Annotated in this window: 18 protein-coding genes; 6 read left to right on the top strand and 12 right to left on the bottom strand. The window is 64.0% G+C overall.

Annotated features, from left to right (window positions below; all coding sequences use genetic code 11):
- Window positions 1-39: 39 nt before the first annotated feature.
- Entirely contained in the window at window positions 40-969 is a 930-nt protein-coding gene (locus BLT08_RS03400; protein ID WP_090303362.1) for a rhomboid family intramembrane serine protease, read from the bottom strand.
- Between the two features lie 276 nt (window positions 970-1,245).
- On the opposite strand from BLT08_RS03400, the gene BLT08_RS03395 reads away from it, so the two are divergent.
- The 3 genes from BLT08_RS03395 to BLT08_RS03385 are packed head-to-tail and all read left to right on the top strand — an operon-like array spanning window position 1,246 to window position 3,946.
- Complete coding sequence (locus tag BLT08_RS03395; RefSeq protein ID WP_090303361.1) at window positions 1,246-1,683, top strand: DUF5788 family protein; 438 nt, start codon at window positions 1,246-1,248, stop codon at window positions 1,681-1,683.
- Window positions 1,683-3,434: a DNA polymerase/3'-5' exonuclease PolX gene (gene polX, locus BLT08_RS03390; RefSeq protein ID WP_090303360.1), complete on the top strand. Its 1,752-nt coding sequence runs from the start codon at window positions 1,683-1,685 to the stop codon at window positions 3,432-3,434. Before BLT08_RS03395 ends, polX begins: the two co-directional genes overlap by 1 nt.
- Before the next feature lie 32 nt (window positions 3,435-3,466).
- Entirely contained in the window at window positions 3,467-3,946 is a 480-nt protein-coding gene (locus BLT08_RS03385) for a Mut7-C RNAse domain-containing protein (protein WP_090303359.1), read from the top strand.
- Window positions 3,947-3,975: 29 nt separating this feature from the next.
- Here the strand turns inward: BLT08_RS03385 and BLT08_RS03380 are convergent, their stop codons facing one another.
- On the bottom strand, window positions 3,976-4,182 hold the full coding sequence (locus tag BLT08_RS03380; protein ID WP_090303358.1) for a dodecin family protein: 207 nt from the start codon (window positions 4,180-4,182) through the stop codon (window positions 3,976-3,978).
- A 140-nt stretch (window positions 4,183-4,322) separates the two neighbouring features.
- On the opposite strand from BLT08_RS03380, the gene BLT08_RS22850 reads away from it, so the two are divergent.
- Window positions 4,323-4,481 carry a hypothetical protein gene (locus BLT08_RS22850; RefSeq protein ID WP_175529225.1) on the top strand — a complete coding sequence of 53 codons (159 nt, stop codon included), beginning with the start codon at window positions 4,323-4,325 and terminating at the stop codon, window positions 4,479-4,481.
- 95 nt (window positions 4,482-4,576) lie between these two features.
- Here the strand turns inward: BLT08_RS22850 and BLT08_RS03375 are convergent, their stop codons facing one another.
- Together BLT08_RS03375 and BLT08_RS22845 are read right to left on the bottom strand one after the other, a co-directional pair.
- A complete protein-coding gene (locus tag BLT08_RS03375; protein ID WP_090303357.1) occupies window positions 4,577-5,347 on the bottom strand; it encodes a PHP-associated domain-containing protein in 771 nt (256 codons plus the stop codon).
- A gap of 25 nt (window positions 5,348-5,372) precedes the next feature.
- Window positions 5,373-5,801 carry a hypothetical protein gene (locus BLT08_RS22845; protein WP_175529224.1) on the bottom strand — a complete coding sequence of 143 codons (429 nt, stop codon included), beginning with the start codon at window positions 5,799-5,801 and terminating at the stop codon, window positions 5,373-5,375.
- Between the two features lie 122 nt (window positions 5,802-5,923).
- On the opposite strand from BLT08_RS22845, the gene BLT08_RS03365 reads away from it, so the two are divergent.
- Window positions 5,924-6,211, top strand: a complete 288-nt coding sequence (locus BLT08_RS03365; protein WP_090303356.1) for a DUF7565 family protein — start codon at window positions 5,924-5,926, stop codon at window positions 6,209-6,211.
- 851 nt (window positions 6,212-7,062) lie between these two features.
- On the opposite strand, the gene BLT08_RS03355 is transcribed toward BLT08_RS03365, so the two are convergent.
- Window positions 7,063-7,500, bottom strand: coding sequence for a transcription elongation factor Spt5 (locus BLT08_RS03355; protein ID WP_004217006.1), 438 nt, complete (start codon window positions 7,498-7,500; stop codon window positions 7,063-7,065).
- Window positions 7,500-7,673: a protein translocase SEC61 complex subunit gamma gene (locus BLT08_RS03350; protein WP_006090494.1), complete on the bottom strand. Its 174-nt coding sequence runs from the start codon at window positions 7,671-7,673 to the stop codon at window positions 7,500-7,502. The genes BLT08_RS03355 and BLT08_RS03350 overlap by 1 nt, the downstream gene beginning before the upstream one ends.
- A gap of 127 nt (window positions 7,674-7,800) precedes the next feature.
- Here BLT08_RS03350 and BLT08_RS03345 point away from each other — a divergent pair, with 127 nt between their 5' ends.
- Complete coding sequence (locus tag BLT08_RS03345; RefSeq protein ID WP_090303924.1) at window positions 7,801-8,004, top strand: hypothetical protein; 204 nt, start codon at window positions 7,801-7,803, stop codon at window positions 8,002-8,004.
- 212 nt (window positions 8,005-8,216) lie between these two features.
- Here BLT08_RS03345 and BLT08_RS03340 read toward each other — a convergent pair whose 3' ends face one another.
- From BLT08_RS03340 to BLT08_RS03315, 6 genes are all read right to left on the bottom strand, one after another.
- Window positions 8,217-10,172, bottom strand: a complete 1,956-nt coding sequence (locus BLT08_RS03340; protein ID WP_090303354.1) for an MEDS domain-containing protein — start codon at window positions 10,170-10,172, stop codon at window positions 8,217-8,219.
- A gap of 114 nt (window positions 10,173-10,286) precedes the next feature.
- Window positions 10,287-11,405 carry a S1C family serine protease gene (locus BLT08_RS03335; RefSeq protein ID WP_090303353.1) on the bottom strand — a complete coding sequence of 373 codons (1,119 nt, stop codon included), beginning with the start codon at window positions 11,403-11,405 and terminating at the stop codon, window positions 10,287-10,289.
- A gap of 224 nt (window positions 11,406-11,629) precedes the next feature.
- Window positions 11,630-12,868 (bottom strand): mandelate racemase/muconate lactonizing enzyme family protein, encoded by a 1,239-nt coding sequence (locus BLT08_RS03330; protein WP_090303352.1) that lies wholly within the window; start codon window positions 12,866-12,868, stop codon window positions 11,630-11,632.
- 108 nt (window positions 12,869-12,976) lie between these two features.
- Window positions 12,977-14,044: a glucose 1-dehydrogenase gene (locus tag BLT08_RS03325; RefSeq protein WP_090303351.1), complete on the bottom strand. Its 1,068-nt coding sequence runs from the start codon at window positions 14,042-14,044 to the stop codon at window positions 12,977-12,979.
- Window positions 14,045-14,279: 235 nt separating this feature from the next.
- Window positions 14,280-14,933, bottom strand: a complete 654-nt coding sequence (locus BLT08_RS03320; RefSeq protein WP_090303350.1) for a bifunctional 4-hydroxy-2-oxoglutarate aldolase/2-dehydro-3-deoxy-phosphogluconate aldolase — start codon at window positions 14,931-14,933, stop codon at window positions 14,280-14,282.
- 107 nt (window positions 14,934-15,040) lie between these two features.
- Entirely contained in the window at window positions 15,041-16,099 is a 1,059-nt protein-coding gene (locus BLT08_RS03315; protein ID WP_090303349.1) for a TrmB family transcriptional regulator, read from the bottom strand.
- Between the last annotated feature and the right edge of the window lie 98 nt (window positions 16,100-16,197).

Raw genomic sequence — 16,197 nt, 5'->3', positions numbered from 1 at the left:
GCGAGGGGGTGCTCAAGCGGTTCGGCGAGCGACGGGCGATTAGAACCGTCGTCGGCCGCCGGGACCACCCGGCCCGCCCGGTCCGCCGGGACCGCCGCCGCCGAGTTGGAGTTGGCTCGGCGCGCGAACGTTCTGGGTTCGTTTGATGTACTCGCCGTAAGCCAGTCCGATGACGAGGCCGATCAGGTGTGCCGCGTGGGCGATGTTGAACGCGCCCGCCGCGCCGCCGCCGATGAAGCCGAGGCTGAGGATCGCGAAACCGGCCGTCAGTATCCACAGCGGCATCGGGATCATGAAGAACAGGTAGACTCGGAGGTTCGGGTTCAAGATCGTGATGACGCCCAGGATCGCGAGCGCGGCCCCGCTGGCCCCGAGAACGCTCGAGGGATCTCCCTGCGCCATCGAGATACCGATCTGTCCGAGGCCGGCGAGGGCGCCGCTCACGACGAACAGGATGGCCAACTTCAGCGAACCGACGTAGCGCTCGACGAGCGGTCCGAAGAAGAATATCACGATGCTGTTGAACACGATGTGCATGAAGCCGCCGTGTGCAAAGGTCGAGGTGACCCACGTCCAGACGTACTCGACGTTCCACGAGGAGAGGACGAACAGGTCCTGAGCGACGCGCGGACCGGCGACGGCCTGCGTGATTAGCTGCGCGAGGAACGTGATCCACATCAGCGCCAGCAGCGTGTAGGTCATGTTCCCGCGGAAGTACGCGAGCGGCCCGCCCGCGCCGGTGTTGATGGGGAGTTTATCGGTGAGACTCGAGGCCTTCGATTTGCTTCCACCGCCGTTTACGGAGTCGTCGAACCCGCTGTCGAAGACCCCGTCGGGGTCGTTCCAGTTCTGGAGCCCCGTACAGTCGTGGTTCTCCGGCAGTCGGTGTTCACCACAGTAGGTGCCCCCGCAGTGCCGACAGTTGTAGGGCATGCTTTCGTCTTTCCCACACACGTCGCACTTCGCCATTGACCGGGGGTATGTGTGGCACCGCTAAGGGATTTGGGGTTCGTCCCTCACGCTGAATCGCGGCGCGAATGGCGGGCTTACATCCGCGCTCGCGACAGTTTTCCATCCCTAACAGTTCGACCGGGCTATCAGTCCCAGCTTGAAGACCGTCCGAATCGTTCGCTCGACCGAACACCGTCGAATCCGATCGGTTCGAGGGCGGTCGAAACGTGGCGGCGGCCCACCCCAGCAGGGACGAACTGTACATTTTTGCCCACCCAACCCGGATATCGAGGCGTGCAAGCATACGAGCGCAAGCAGCTGCTCGAGCGCGTCGAGCGCGATGGCGCGACCGTCGGCGCGGACATCCCCGAGACGATCACCGTCCAGGGCGAGGCGATCGACCTCCGGACGTTCGTCTTCGAGATCAAGCGCCGCGAGACGGTCCCGGCCGGCGAGCGCGACCGCGTCGAGCAGGCGAAGAAGAACCTGCGCCGCGAACGGAACGATCGCCTCGAGGCCATCGAGGAAGAAGACATCTCCCGCGCGGAAGGCGAGGACCTCGCCCAGAGCATCATTGGGATCGATCGGGCGCTGAACGCCTTGGAGAGCCTCGGCCCGACCGACCTCGAGCGCGAGCAAAAGGCCCAGCAGGCAGCCGATCGAAAGCGCTGGATGTCGTTCCTGAAGCAGGCCCTCGGCGACGACGACGCCGGCAGTCGGGGGGGACGATAATGGTGACCAACGCCGAAATCGCCGGCCGCTTCGAGGAGTTCGCAGACCTGCTCGCAGCCGACGGCGTCGAGTACAAACCGCGCGCGTACCGACGCGCGGCCGAGAACATCCAGGCCCACCCCGTGCCGATCGGGGATCGGGTCGCGGCGGGCGACGAGGAGATTCTCGAGGAGATCGACGGCGTCGGCGACGCCATCGCGTCGAAAGTCGTCGAGTACGTCGAGACGGGGCAGATCGAGGAACTCGAGGAACTCCGCGAGGAGCTGCCGATCGACATCGCCGACATCACCAGAATCGAAGGCGTCGGTCCGAAGACGGCGGGGAAACTTTACCGCGAACTCGGCGTGCAGACGTTAGACGACCTCGAGGAAGCCGCCGAGGCCGGCGAGATCCAGGAAATCAAAGGATTCGGCCCGAAAACCGAAGAGAACATCCGCGAAGGAATCGAGTTCGCTCGCGAGGTCGGCCAGCGCCAACTGCTGGGCGAGGCCCGTCCGCTCGCGGACGACGTGCTCGTGTTTCTCGAGGGGCTCGAAGCCGTCGAGCGCTGCGAGGTCGCCGGCTCGATCCGGCGCTGGCGGGAGACGATCGGTGACGTAGACGCCCTCGTCGCGACCGAGCGGAGCGAAGACGTCATCGAGGCGTTCGTCGATTGGGACTCCGTCGACAGCGAGATTGAGTCCGGCCCCGAGAAGGCGAGCATCCGCGTCGGCGAGATCCGCGTGGATCTTCGCGTGGTCGTCCCAGAGGAGTTCGGCTCCGCGCTGCAGTACTTCACGGGAAGCAAGGACCACAACGTCCGGCTTCGCAACTACGCGATCGCCCGCGACATGAAGTTAAACGAGTACGGCGCGTTCGACGTAAGTAACGTCGACGACCCCGAATCCGACCAGCGCGTCGGCGAGCGAGTAGCCGGCGAGACGGAGGAGGGGATGTACGAAGCCCTCGGCCTGCCGTGGATTCCGCCGGAACTCCGCGAGGATCGGGGCGAGATCGCCGCCGCCGAAAACGGCGAGTTGCCCGACCTCGTCACTCGAGAGGATATCCGCGGGGATCTGCACACCCACACCGAGTGGTCCGACGGCAACACGAGCATCGAGGCGATGGTCGACGCCGCCGCGGAGTTGGGCTACGAGTTCTACGGCGTCGCTGATCACGCTGAGGGCCCCGGAATCGTCGGCGGGATGGGGCTCTCGGCCACCGAAATCCTCGAGCAGGTCGAGGGGATCCGAGAGGTCGCCGCCGCGAGCGAGATCGAGATCCTCGCCGGCATCGAAGCCAACGTCGACGCCGACGGCGAGATCGGCCTCACCGAGGAGGTGATCGAGGCGCTGGACGTGATCGTCGCCTCGCCCCACAGCGCGCTCGATCAGGACGCCGAGACGGCCACCGAACGGCTCGTCCGCGCGATCGAGAACCCCGCCGTCGACGTGCTGGGCCATCCCAGCGGCCGCCTGCTCAACGAGCGCTCCGGACTGGAGTTCGACGCGCGACGACTCGGAGCGGCCGCCGCGGAACATGATACCGCCCTCGAGATCAACGCCAACCCGCGCCGGCTCGACCTCTGGGGGAGCGCCGTACAGGCCGCCCTCAAGGAGGGCGCACCCATCTCGATCAACACCGACGCCCACCAGCCGGCAACGCTCGAGTACATGCGCTGGGGCGTCCACACCGCCCGCCGGGGCTGGGCCGAGCCTGCCGACGTGATCAACACGTGGGACCTCGAGGACCTGCGCGAGTTCCTGCACTGATCGGCGACCGCTTCGGCACTGACTCCCATCACATGTGCTTGCTCCTCGACGTCATGTGCGGCGGGGTAGTTTCCTATCTGCGGATGTGCAACCACGACACCGTCTACGCCGGCGACCGCGGGGTCGAAGCCGACGACGCGTTGCTCGAGATCGCTCGAGCCGAAGACCGGACGCTCGTCACGAGAGACGTCGCACTCGCGGGCCGGGCGAACGATTCGATCCTGCTCGAGTCACGCGAGGTCGAGACCCAACTGGCGGAACTCGCGGACGCGGGGCTAGCGCTGACGCTGGCCGACGAACCCGCGTTCTGCAGCCGGTGCAACGGATCGCTCGAGGCCGTCGATCGGACGGCGTCGACGCCCGATTACGCACCCGATCCCGCGGATATCGACGTCTGGCGCTGTCGGGCGTGTGCCCAGCACTTCTGGCGAGGGAGCCACTGGGATCGGGTCGCGGACACGCTGGCGAAAATAGACGGAACCGCCGGAGAGTCGACCACGGACGGGAACTGAATCCTCGTGGTCTCTGCGCCGTGATGCGGTTATCTGTTCAGCACGAACGCGACGTCGAGGGTCGTCCGATACTCCTCGATCGACCCGCCCTCGACCTCGGCCGTCTGCGATTCGACCTCGACGCCGGTGATGTTCTCGAGCGTCTGATCCGCGTCGTCGATCGCGTTCTGTGCGGCGTCTTCCCACGACTCTGTCGAGTTCCCGGTCAGTGTGATGACTTTGACTGTTTCTCCCATAGCCTACGAGGAAAGACAGCACGGAACAAGGTAGTCGTTGGGCGTGAGAATGCTGTCTTCGGATCGTCTACCCGATCACGGACCGAATATCCGACTGACCCAAACCGTTTCAGGTTTCGACGGTGAACCCTCCGGCGTCTATGTCGAGTACCAACGAACACCTCGACCGAGCGGGAAAACAGGCGGCGTACATCACCAACGAGTGGAGCGACGACCCCGCGATCATGCAGACGCAGGCGCTGTGTTACGTCGGAGTGCAACTCGAGCGAATCGCGGACGCCCTCGAGGAGGAGCAGTAGTCGGAATCGGCCGCTCATACTGTCGGACAGAACTATTGTGAAAATTCGCCGCTCCCATCCGGCGAATTCTCTTCATTGACTTCTGTCCGACAGTATCAGTAGACGGAGACGTCGTCGAACCGACCGTCGTAGGCGATGTGATTCGGATGCGTCGGCTCGGTTCCCGAGAGGAAGAGCCGATCGACTTTCTCCCAGGTGTTTTCATAACAGAGATGGGCGAGTTCGCTCGCGGTCGTCCGCCATCGCTGCCGGCCGGTCTGGTGGGCGACACGTCGGGGAACGCCGTCCACGAGCGCGCTCACGAGGTCGGCCTCGGAACCGATCTCGGCTTCGAACGCGGTGTAGGCGACGCCGACCGTGCTCGTGAGGTGGGCGTACGACGACGTAAACGGCGGGAGTTCGAACAGGTCTGCCAGCTCGCGCGCCCGTCGGTTGTGCGACGGGAGATGTTTCGGGTTGAAGATCTCGACCGCGTCGATAGCGTCTCGATACTGGCGGAGATCCGCCTCGGTGAGGCTCACCGTTGCGAACTCCGGGTGCGGTGCCAACACGGCCGCTCCCTGTCGCTCGAACTCCGCCATCGCGGCCTCGAGCGGGATGAAATCCGGCACCGGCTCCTCGAGACCGATCGCCAGGACGTGTTTTCGATCGCGCCACGAGCCGGTGAACACCTCCCGTGCGGGGACGACCAGCAGGTCCTCGCTCGAGAAGCGGTTCGCTCGGCGCCGAATCTCCGGTAATCGGGTGAAGTGTGGTGCGTAGACGATGACGTCGAGACCGGCGGCGATCGCTCGTTCGACGACCGACTCGTCGAGCACCTTCACGTGACAGTCGACTCGAGTCTCCACAGCGGTACCCTCGCTCACGAGAGCCCCTTTCGAGACCGCCGGGTTATGAATTCTGATTCCGCGGCCAGCCGACGGTCTCCTTGATAACGGCGACGATCGGCTCGACAGGCTCGTCGGGCGCGAGTGCGAGGAGAAGTGCTTCGTCGCCCACGTAGACCCGTAATAGCTTCAGAACGTCCATCGACGTGGCGATGTATTCGACCCGTTCTGCGGTCGGAAACAGCGTGTTTCGGAAGAGTTCGATCTGCATGAAGTCCATGTGGACGTGGGTGTGAATCCGCTCGAAGTGTTCGAGCATCTCGTCGCTGCTGTCGTACAGCGCGATCGTTCGATCGTCGATGTAGAGCGGCCGAAACGACTCCGTGTCGTACTCACAAAACGAGTAGAGCGGGCCGGAGACAGTCTGCTGGACGGCACGGCGGACGCGGTCGGCGTCGAAAGAAGACAGTTTCGAGCGGTTCGTCGCGGGCATACACCCTCTAGGAGCCGACTTATCGAAGCCCTATCGTATGCAGGTCGCGATGGACGTCGGCCAGCAGTCCTGGCTGCGAAAGGATCATTAGGGCGGCCGCTCGATAGTTTCAGTGAGAGTGAATGGCCTGGGAATGCGGAATCGACGGCTGCGGAGCGGTGTTCGAGGACGTCGAATCGACCGTCGTCCATCAGGCGACGGAACACGAGCGACGGGAGTGTAAGGTCTGTGGCACCGTCGTCCCCGACGGCTACCTCGCGATCCGACACGCCTTTACCGAGCACAGTCGCGCCGAGTACGTTCGCGCCTACGGCGCGAACTCTGAAGACGTCCGTAACCGCGAGGAACTGCTCGAGGAGATCGAAGACGTCGCGAACATGCAGGCGATCGCCACAGAACTCAAGCGATAGCGGGCGCAGGTTCGTTGGACAGCGAGTAGGTGTGCTGTGCTCCGCTCGGCAGCGGTTCAGCCACAGGGGAAACCGAGCAACTTGACTTCACGCGGGTACTCCAGCGCTGTGGGAACTGAGGGTCGTCTTATGTATACGGTTGTACCACTATCCCCAAATGAGTCATATAACAAACAAGATATTTGATGCGTTAGCGGATGAAAAACGGCGACGCCTGTTATTCGCGTTGGTCGAGAAGAATTCGCAAACAGAGGTACCGATAACAGAGGGTTTTCCAATCGATACAAGTAGCATTGAGTACCAACACTGCCACCTCCCCAAATTAGACGACTACGGGTTTATCGAATGGACACCCAGTACGAATTGCGTCGAGAGAGGCCCTCAGTTCGAGGACATTCGACCAATACTGCTGTTCCTCTCTGAGGACTGCAACGAGCTACCCGTAGAGCAGTGAGTCCCCTCCCCACCCTACTCGCTCACGGGTCGTCCATCCCCGTTCGCTTTTCGAGGCACCCGCTTCGCTCGTCTTTCGGTGCTTTGCGCCGAGTGGACCGACTCACTACCGTTCGTCGGAATATTCAGCGCGGCCTCGCCGCGCTGACTGCTTGACGAGCGTGTTAGCGCTCGTCACTGTCCAGCACACGGATCTGGTCGCCGCGAACCGTCACCGGGATCGGAACCGTCGCACTCCTAAATTTTACTGCGTCGGATTCGCTCACGGCGTTCGCTCACCGCTCCTTGCAAAATTTAGTATAAAACTCTCTCGGCGCTTCGCGCCGAGCGAACCGACTCACTATCGTTCGTCGGAATATTCAGCGCGGCCTCGCCGCGCTGACTGCTTGACGAGCGTGTTAGCGCTCGTCACTGTCCAGCACACGGATCTGGTCGCCGCGAACCGTCACCGGGATCGGAACCGTCGCCTCGTACAGTTCGACGGTCACCTGATCCTTGCCCTCGTCGATGCGCTGGACCTGGGCCTTCTCGCCCTTGAACGGGCCAGCGATGAGTTCGACGATGTCGCCCTCCGCGATCCCCTCGACGTCCGGCTTGGGCGAGAGGAAGTGCTCGACCTCCGAGATGTCGGATTCGCCGGGCACGATGCTCCGGGCGTGGGGAATGTCCTCGAGGACGCGGTTCAAGACCGCGTTGCCCTCGGCTTCCACCATCACGTAGGAGGTCAGCGAATCGGGTGCGAGGGCGGCGTGAATCTCCGGCTCCTCGCGGTTGATGATCATGTCTGCTACGGTGCGCTCTTGACTCGCCGTCGTCTTGACTGCGAAGATCCCCATCAGAGACCACCAGTCAGCACGAGCATGATGCCTCCGATGAGGAAGCCCATCAGCCCGATGAGCAGGATCCCTGCGCCGGCGATCTTCGATACCTGAAGGAACTCCTCAGTCGTGGGTGTCGTTGCCATCTTCAACACCCGAACGTACGAGGTCAGGTCGTACGGAACGTCCATGTCTGTCTGTTCACACTGGGGCGTCTTTTATCTGTCTTTCGTGTCCGACGACGATTCGGCTCGCGAACGGGTCGACGTTGCAGGCGACGGCCCGACGAACAAACCGCTCGAGGCCGAACCCACGATCATGGCTGAAGACGACGCAGACCGAGCGAACGAGTACGAGGCGGAACGAGAGGCAGAGATCGAGGACGAACTCGAGCGCGTCGACCAAGACCCCGACCAGGTCGATGCCGGAGACGACGACCTCGGGACGCAGAACGCGCCTCGCGAAGAGGAGGAGGAACTCGAGGATCTCGAAGACGCCGAGGACGCTGACGCGGACAGCTAACGGCCAGCGACTGCACCGCCGTCATACCCGTTTCTACGTCGTATTCGACGAACACCCCAAATTTCCCACAATGTCCCGTCGGGATCGGCTCTGCAGGTAGCCAGTTCTGCGATACCGCCCAAAACGGCCCCCGTGGTTGGCTCGAACTGCACCGACGCCTGCAACTCCCACGAGAGTTCGTCCGATAGCCGTCTTCGGACTCAATCACTGGGTCAGTTCTTGTCGGCGCTCACCGCCGGCAGCGTCACTGAGAACGTCGCCCCCTCGCCGGGTTCGGAGTCGACCCAAATCTCGCCGCCGTGTCGCTCGGCGATTCGCTCACAGAGCGCGAGCCCGATCCCCGCTCCGTCGTAGGTCTCGCGACTGTGTAGCCGGTCAAAAATGTCGAAAATTCGGTCCTGCTCGTCGGGATCGATGCCGATCCCCTCGTCGCGGACCGAAATCGTCCACGTGGCGCCGGCTCGGTCGGCAGCGATCTCGATCCGTGGCGGCTCGTCGCCCGAGTACTTGATCGCGTTCGCCAGGAGGTTCTGGAATAGCTGCCGAAGCTGGTTGCCGTCGCCTTCCACGCGCGGCAGCGACGCCACCGCGAGCTCCGCGTCGCTGCTGGCGAGCTGGAATCGCAGGTCCCCGCGGACGTCATCGAGGACGGCGTCAAGTTCGATCGGCTCGAGCGGCGCGCCGCGCGTCTCGATACGCGAGTACTCGAGGAGTCCGTCGATCATGTCGCGCATCCGGTCGGCGCCGTCGACGGCGAACTCGAGGAACTCCTGGTTCTCCTCGGTGAGATCGGCGCCGCGAGCGTCGAGCAACTGGAGGTAGCTCGAGACCATCCGCAGGGGCTCCTGGAGGTCGTGGCTGGCGGCGTAGGCGAATTGCTCGAGCCGTTCGTTCGACGTCTCGAGTCGGTCGACGGTTCGCTCGAGTTCGCGCTCGCGTTGATTCTCCTCGAGTTCGTACGTCACCCACTGGCCCATCGACCGGAGGAAGGCGTGTTCGTCGTCGGAGAAGCTGTCGGTACACGGGTCGGAACTGACGAAGAAAAACGTCCTGTCGGTCCCGCCGTCGACGTCGAGATAGGTACCGAGGTACGCGCGAAGGTCGAACTCGTCGTAGACGAAGATATCGTCGTAGCCTTCCGCCTCGGGGTCGGAGACGCTTCCAGCCGCCCTGATCTCGGTCGCGGCCGTACAGTACGTCTCCGATAGCGGCAGTTCGACGCCGGGTTTGAAGTGTTCGTGATCATCGCTGACGTGTTCGACCTCGAACCAGTTCTCCTCGACGTCGACGCGGGCCATCACGCCGAGTTCGAGGTCGAACCGCTCACAGCCCAACTCGAAGAGGGCCTGTAACTTCTCCTCGAACGATTTCCCCGGATCCGCCGTGATATCGTTCTGGCGCTGGAGGTACCGTTCGCGCTCTCGGAGCTCGGCTTTCGCCCTCGTTCTGTCGATCAGCGTACCGAGCATGCGATCGAGCTCGTGGGTCGGCTGGGTAGTGTCGCAAAACTCGACGGGCGGAATGTAGTAGAAGTTGTGACAGACAGTGTTGTCGTAGATGAGGTGGGGGTGGACCCGTACGACGTCGCAGAGGACCTCCTGCGGGAACGCCTCGCGGTCGTACTGACAGACTGCGACGGCGTCCTCCTCGTCGAAGAGTTCGTTGACCTTGCTCTCGTAGGTCATACACTCCTCGACCGACACGTCGGCCTCGAGGATCCACGACATGTCGGCAGCCAGTCGGAACGCCTCGTACTCCTCGGTCGTCTCCCGGATGACCTCCTCGTAGACGGAGATCATCTCGTCGGCGTCGAACTGATCGTCGCGAAGGTAGGTGCTCTGGGTCGTCTCGAAGGCTAACGCACCGGACTCGAGGGCGGCGTCGACGTCGACACCCCTGTCCCGAAGCGCCGCCTCGACGTCGGCTACGTCGTTCTCGTCGACGACGTACAGACAGTGTTCGCCGCGTTCGATCCCCTGGCGGATGAACGGAGCCACGGCCGCGAACTGATCGTCGCTGGATTCGTAGATCAACGCGAAGTGGTCGTTACAAAAGTTTCCGTCCAGCGGCTCGACCGGGCCACGAAAGTCGGGACTGGTCTGTAGCGCATCGAGCGGCCGCTCGAGACCGAGAACGTCGTCGGAGATGGAGTGGGTAGGTTTGCTCATGAGGTTCCCAAGAATCGGTTATCATAGGAATCGCTTCCGGAGGTAAAAGCTCGACGGTCAAACGTGGCAAGGACCTGCATACTGGACGGCCACGTGGCCGCCGCCGAAGCGAGATCACGGCGCGTCGACGTCCGGCCGCGACTCGAGGGTCAACTCGACGATTCCGCGCTCCCCGTCGCGGATGATCTCGACCGGGATCGTCTCGTCAGGAGAGGTCTCGAGCGCGAGCACCGACGAGAGCCGGTCCTGATTGGGGATCTCCTCGTCGCCGATGGCCACGATCACGTCGCCGCCGACGGGGACGGCCGTCCCGCCGACCGTCGTGGCGCCGGTCGCCGGCTGGAGGACGTCCTCGGCGGGCCCGTTCGGGATGGTTTCGGTGATCAACACGCCCCGTGGCTCCTCGAGATCGTTCGCCTCGGCGATCTGCGGTCCGACGGGCGTGACGGTGACGCCCATGTAGGGATGTTCGTACGTGCCATCCTCGACGAGTGCGGGGACGACGCGATTCGCGAGCGCGGCGGAGATGGCGAACCCGATCGTCTGGCCCGCGCCGGCGAAGACGACGCCGACGACCTCGCCGTCGAGGTCCACGAGCGGACCGCCGCTGTTACCCGGGTTGACCGGGGCGTCGGTCTGGATCGCCGCCGGGATCGAGAACCCCGTCGGGCTCGGGAGCGACCGGTCGATCCCGCTGACGATTCCCTGTGAGATCGACGCATCGAGCCCGAGCGGGTTGCCGAGGGCGAGGACTTCGGCCCCGATCGTCGGCCCGTCGGTCGCGAACTCGAGCCCGTCGGGGCCGTCAGGAAGGTCGTCGACCTCGAGGACGGCGAGGTCGCTGTGGACGTCCGTTCCGACGACGTCCCCCGCTCGCCACTGTTCGTCCCGAAATTGGAGTTCGACCTCGTCGGAGCCGCCGACGACGTGGTGGTTCGTCACGACGTAGTCGTCGACCACGAACCCGGAGCCGAGTCCGCCGGGCGTCTCCTGACCGGGCTCGCCGGCCCCGGGGACGGTGATGAGCACGACGTCGTCGATCGCCTCCTGGTAAATCTCCGCGTACCGTCCCCCCACGTCGGCGTCGGTGGCTCCGTCCGGCTCGTCGTCGTCCTCAGTCTCCTGTGTACCGGCACTCGCGCTCACGACGCTCCCGAAACCGGTTGCGGTCGCGACACCGGCACTCAGCCCCAGTACCCGGCGACGGCTGACGGGCCGTTCGTCTGGCGACATACCCAGATTCACCTCGAGGAGGACAATAAAACACGTCCCGGCAGCGCCATCTCGAGGGTGGAAGCGTTCTCGCGTTCCGATCGGGTTCGACGGGGCACATCGGTGATTCACGAGCCCGACGCGGCTCACGCCGCGTCGAATTACCCAGAGCGAAGCTCTGTGAATTTGACTTCGCTTCGCTCAGTCAAACAACGCTGAGCAGCGCTCAGCGAGTTTGATGAATCTCACGATTCATCAAACAACTCCTCACCGTCGACCATCCGCTCCGCAACCACGTCCATGTCGAGGGTCACGCCGAGGCCCGGTTTCTCGGGAATCTCGATGTAGCCGTCCTCGATGACGTCCTCTTGGACCAGATCCTCCCACCAGCCGAGTTCGTAGGAGTGGTACTCGACGGCCAACGAGTTCGGAATCGCCGCGCCCACGTGGGCACTGGCCATCGTCGCGACGGGCGAGGCGACGTTGTGCATCGCCACGGGCACGTAGTACATATCCGCCAGATCGGCGATCTTTCGGGTTTCGCGCATCCCGCCGACCTTCGGCATATCCGGCGCGATGATATCGACGGCCTGCTCCTCGAGCAGCCGGCGCTGGCCGTGTTTCCGGTAGACGTTCTCCCCGACGGTGATCGGCGTCGTGGTCGACTGGGTGACCTCCCGCTGGACGTCGTGGTTCTCCGGCGGCACGGGGTCCTCGAGCCACCAGATATCGTACTCCTCGAGACGCTTCGCAAGCCGTTTCGCGCTGCCACCCGAGAACGTCCAGTGGCAGTCGAACGCGACGTCGGCGCGCGATCCGACGCGTTCGGTGATGGCTTCGACGATCGAGGCCTTGTGCTCGATCTCGGGGCCGCGAAGGTGACGGTTCGCACGATCCTTCTCGTGGCCCGACGGCACGTCCAGATCGAACTTCAGCGCGTCGTACCCGAGCTCTTCGACGACGCGTTCGGCCTCGTCGGCACAGGCTATCGGATCCGCCTCGTCTTCGGTGTGACAGTCGCAGTAGACCCGAACCTCGTCGCGGTACTTCCCGCCCAGCAGCTGGTAGGCCGGTACCTCGAGGATCTTGCCCGCTAGATCGTGGAGGGCGACCTCGATGCCCGAAATCGCCGTCACCGTGACGCCGCCGATCGAGCCCTCGCCGGACATCTTCTGGACGAGGTGCTCCGTGAGTCGATCGATGTCGAGCGGGTTCTCGCCACGCAGGAAGGGGGCCATGCGCTCGATCAATTCTGGCGCGCCCGCACCCCAATAGGCCTCGCCGGTCCCAACGATGCCCGCGTCGGTGTAAATTCGCACGAGCGTCCACGGGAAGTTGCCGTCGATCATCGTCGTCTGGATGTCCGTGATCTGGACGTCTCGGCCCCCGCCTCGTTCGCGGGTGACGTTCATCGTCTCCGCCGAGAGGTCGCGCATCGTGTACTCGGCGTTCGGATCGTGAAGCTGCGTGTAATCGACTCCCATAGCACAAATACTTACTTCGATAATAGTAATTGTTTCCATTCATTGATCGACAGCAACGGCATCGAGTCAGGGGTAAAACAGGATCGTGGCCGCGAACTCGAGCCGTGCTCAGAGACGGCTAAACTCGACGGCGGTCTTCACTACGTCGTCGCCGGTGTCGAACGCGCGTTCGAACTCCTCGAGCCCGTGGACGCCGGTGACGAACTCGTCGGTGAACCACGTCGGAAGCTGCGAGAGCGTATCGATCGCGGCCTCGAAGTGGCCGCGGTGGGAGTTGACGGTCCCCAGCAGCGCCTTGTTGTGGAGGACGAGTTCCCGGTGGAGGCGACCGCCGTCGACCTCGAACTCCCAGGGTTCGGGGACGCCGAGCAGGACGCCGACGCCGTTCGGCGCGAGCGCGTCGACCGTCTCGAAGGCGTGTTTCGCGTGGCCCGTCGCCTCGTAGACGAGGTCGATCGACTCGTACACGTCGGGAATCTCCGGCACGGGCGTCTCGCGCGAGTCGACGTACGTCGCGCCGAGTTCGTCGATGAGGTCGATCGTCGGATGCGGTCGGTCCCGCCGGCCGAGACAGTAGGTCCGGTCGATCTCGAGTACCTCCTCGAACATCGCGAGCGTGATGAGTCCGAGCGAGCCGTTTCCGAGCACGATCGCCGACTCCGGTTCCCAGTCGAACGCCGACCGGGAAGCGATAGCGTGCTCGATGGCCTTCTCGCTGATGCTGATCGGCTCGACCAGAAATCCGAGCGGGGCGAGCCGTTCGGGAATCGGCACGAGATACTCCGCGGGACTGGTGAAGTACTCCGCCATGAATCCGTGTCCGTCGACGATTCCTCGCTCGACGTACTTCCCCTCGGGAGCCATGTCGGGCTCGCCGCGCTCGAAGTACTCGTTGGTCCCGTTCGGTGCACGCCGAACGGTCGGGACGACGAACTCGCCTTCCTCGAGATCGGTCCCGTTCGCGTCCTCGACGATGCCGACGGCCTCGTGGCCGAGTACGAGTCGATCCGCGCCGTCGGGAAGGTTTCCGTGGTGGCCCGCGATGACTTCGTGGTCGGTCCCGTCGACGCCGACGCGAAGCGTGCGAACGAGCGCTTCGCCGGGCTTCGGGTCGGGACGGGGTTTTTCGACGAGGACGGGCGTACCGGCCCCGGGTTCGACAGCGATCGCTTTCATGGCTCACCAGAGAACCCCCGCCCGCAAAAAGTTTACCCAATTCGTAGTAAATATTTGAACGGCGCTCGGCCACCGTCAGTAACTATCGGTTTTCGAAGAGTTTTCGCTCCGCATACCGATGGCTGTCGCTCGATGCACGGGAGATCGAAACGGACGTCCGCACCCGTCGAAACGGAACTCTGCACCGCTAACGAGTTTTTCACGGTCGACGGAAAATTGCGAACGCGGGCAGCGATCAGTCGCTTCGGACGGATTCGACGGTCTCGACGAACTCGGCGGCGCTCTCCCGAACGCGGTCCATATCGTCGTCGGCGATCGCGTCGTAGTCGATGAGCGCGCTACCGGCACCGACGGCGACCGCGCCGGCGTCGAAGTACGACTCGACGTTCGCCGGTGAAATGCCGCCGGTCGGAATCACGTCGACGTCGCCGAGCGGGCCTCGAATCGCGCCGATGTGACCCGGCCCGACGGTCGAGGCCGGGAACAGTTTGAGCACGTCCGCGCCGGCCTCGAGCGCCGTGACGGCTTCGGTCGGCGTCATGACTCCCGGTGCCGAGAGCACGCCCTGTCGGTTACAAAGTCTGACAGTCTCGACGTCGGTGTTCGGCGAGACGACGAATTCGGCGCCCGCGTCGATCACCGACTGCGCCGTCGGCGCGTCGAGGACGGTCCCCGCGCCGACGATCGCGTCAGTGTCACCGAGTTCACGGTCGACGGCGGCGATCCGTTCGCTCACACGCGTCCCGTCCGCGGTGACCTCGAGCGCGTCGACGCCTCCCTCGTGAATCGCTCGCGCGACCGGAACGATCTGATCCTCGTCGATTCCGCGGAGCACGGCGATGACGCCGCTCTCGACGAGTCGGTCTCTGACCGACTGGCGTTCAGACACCGGCGATCCCTCCCGCTGTGTGGCAGTGGCTGTCCATCACGACGAGACGTTCACGCCCCCGACTCAAGAGATTTACTCACAGGTGAAAAACCGGCCTGCCCGGTTTCTCACTCCTCGAGCGGGCGGACGGTAACCGATTCGGCCTCGAAATCCTCGAGGAACGCGCCGGTGCCGCCGATCGTGTAGCGCTCGCCGTCGACGTCGAGTTCGAAGGCGTTCTCGATCGGCACCGTCGACGAGACGGGGCGGACGAGACTCTGCCGAACGGCGACGACTTCGCCGGAGAGCGTCGACGGAAGGTCTCGATCCCCCACGGGCGTTCCCGTCACCGTCGCCTCGATCCGGTTGTCCGTGGCTCGGTGGAGAGCCATCTGGAAGACCGCGTTGCGGAATCCGTCGAACGTCCGCGGGAGCTCTCCAGGCGCGCTCACGTAGCGTTCCTCGGCGGTCGGCCAGTAGTTCGCGAGAAAGGAGCCGGCGAAAACGGGTGTGAGCTGTGGCTGCGAGATGCTGATCGCCTTCGTCTCGCTCGTCGAACTCGTCAGCAGCTGGCTGGGGGCGAGCAGGCCGTGCTGGGCGTCGACCGTGAGCATCGTCGGCACGAGCGCGTCCCACGTGCGGACCGTACTCGCCGTTCCGGCCAGCGAGGCGATGTCCTGATCGTCGTCGGTGCCCCCTAACAGAAGCAAGACCAGGACGCCCCGATCGACGGTCTCCTCGAGCGTCGAGCGGATCTGGGGCAGTATCTCGACGGGCAGCGAGAGCGTGACCTCCGTCTCCGCGGCGGCCAACAGCTCTTCGATCCGCTTGAGCACCGTCTGGCGGGATTTGATCACCTCGAACTGTTCGCCCGTCCGTTCGGTCGTCGTGTACCGCGACTGTAACTCCGGCTCGATCGCTTCGACGCTGTCGGTGAGTCGTCCGACGACCGTCTCTGGCTGGACGGGGCGAATAACGGTCGGGACGGCGTGGTCGTCGACCTCGACGAAGCCGCGATCCTCGAGTTCCTCGCTGATGCTGTAGACGTACCGCTTGGAGACGTCCGCAGCGTCGGCGATCGTGCTCGCCTTCGACTCGCCGTGATCGAGTATCGCGAGATAGGTGTCGATCTCCTTCGCTGACAGGCCGAACTGCGAGAGCAGGTCGCCGAGGTCGTCGGTATCCATGTATACTCAGTAGTTCACAATTGTCCGGTTACGCTAAAAGATTCCCGATCACCGGGACCCGATGCCGTTCGCAGGCCGTCGTAGCTGCGACGATCCGT

Origin of the sequence: Natronorubrum texcoconense (assembly GCF_900100335.1) — an archaeon.
GTDB lineage: Archaea > Halobacteriota > Halobacteria > Halobacteriales > Natrialbaceae > Natronorubrum > Natronorubrum texcoconense.
The sequence above is the reverse complement of the archived record's forward strand: the minus strand, read 5'-3'. Positions and strand labels throughout refer to the sequence as shown.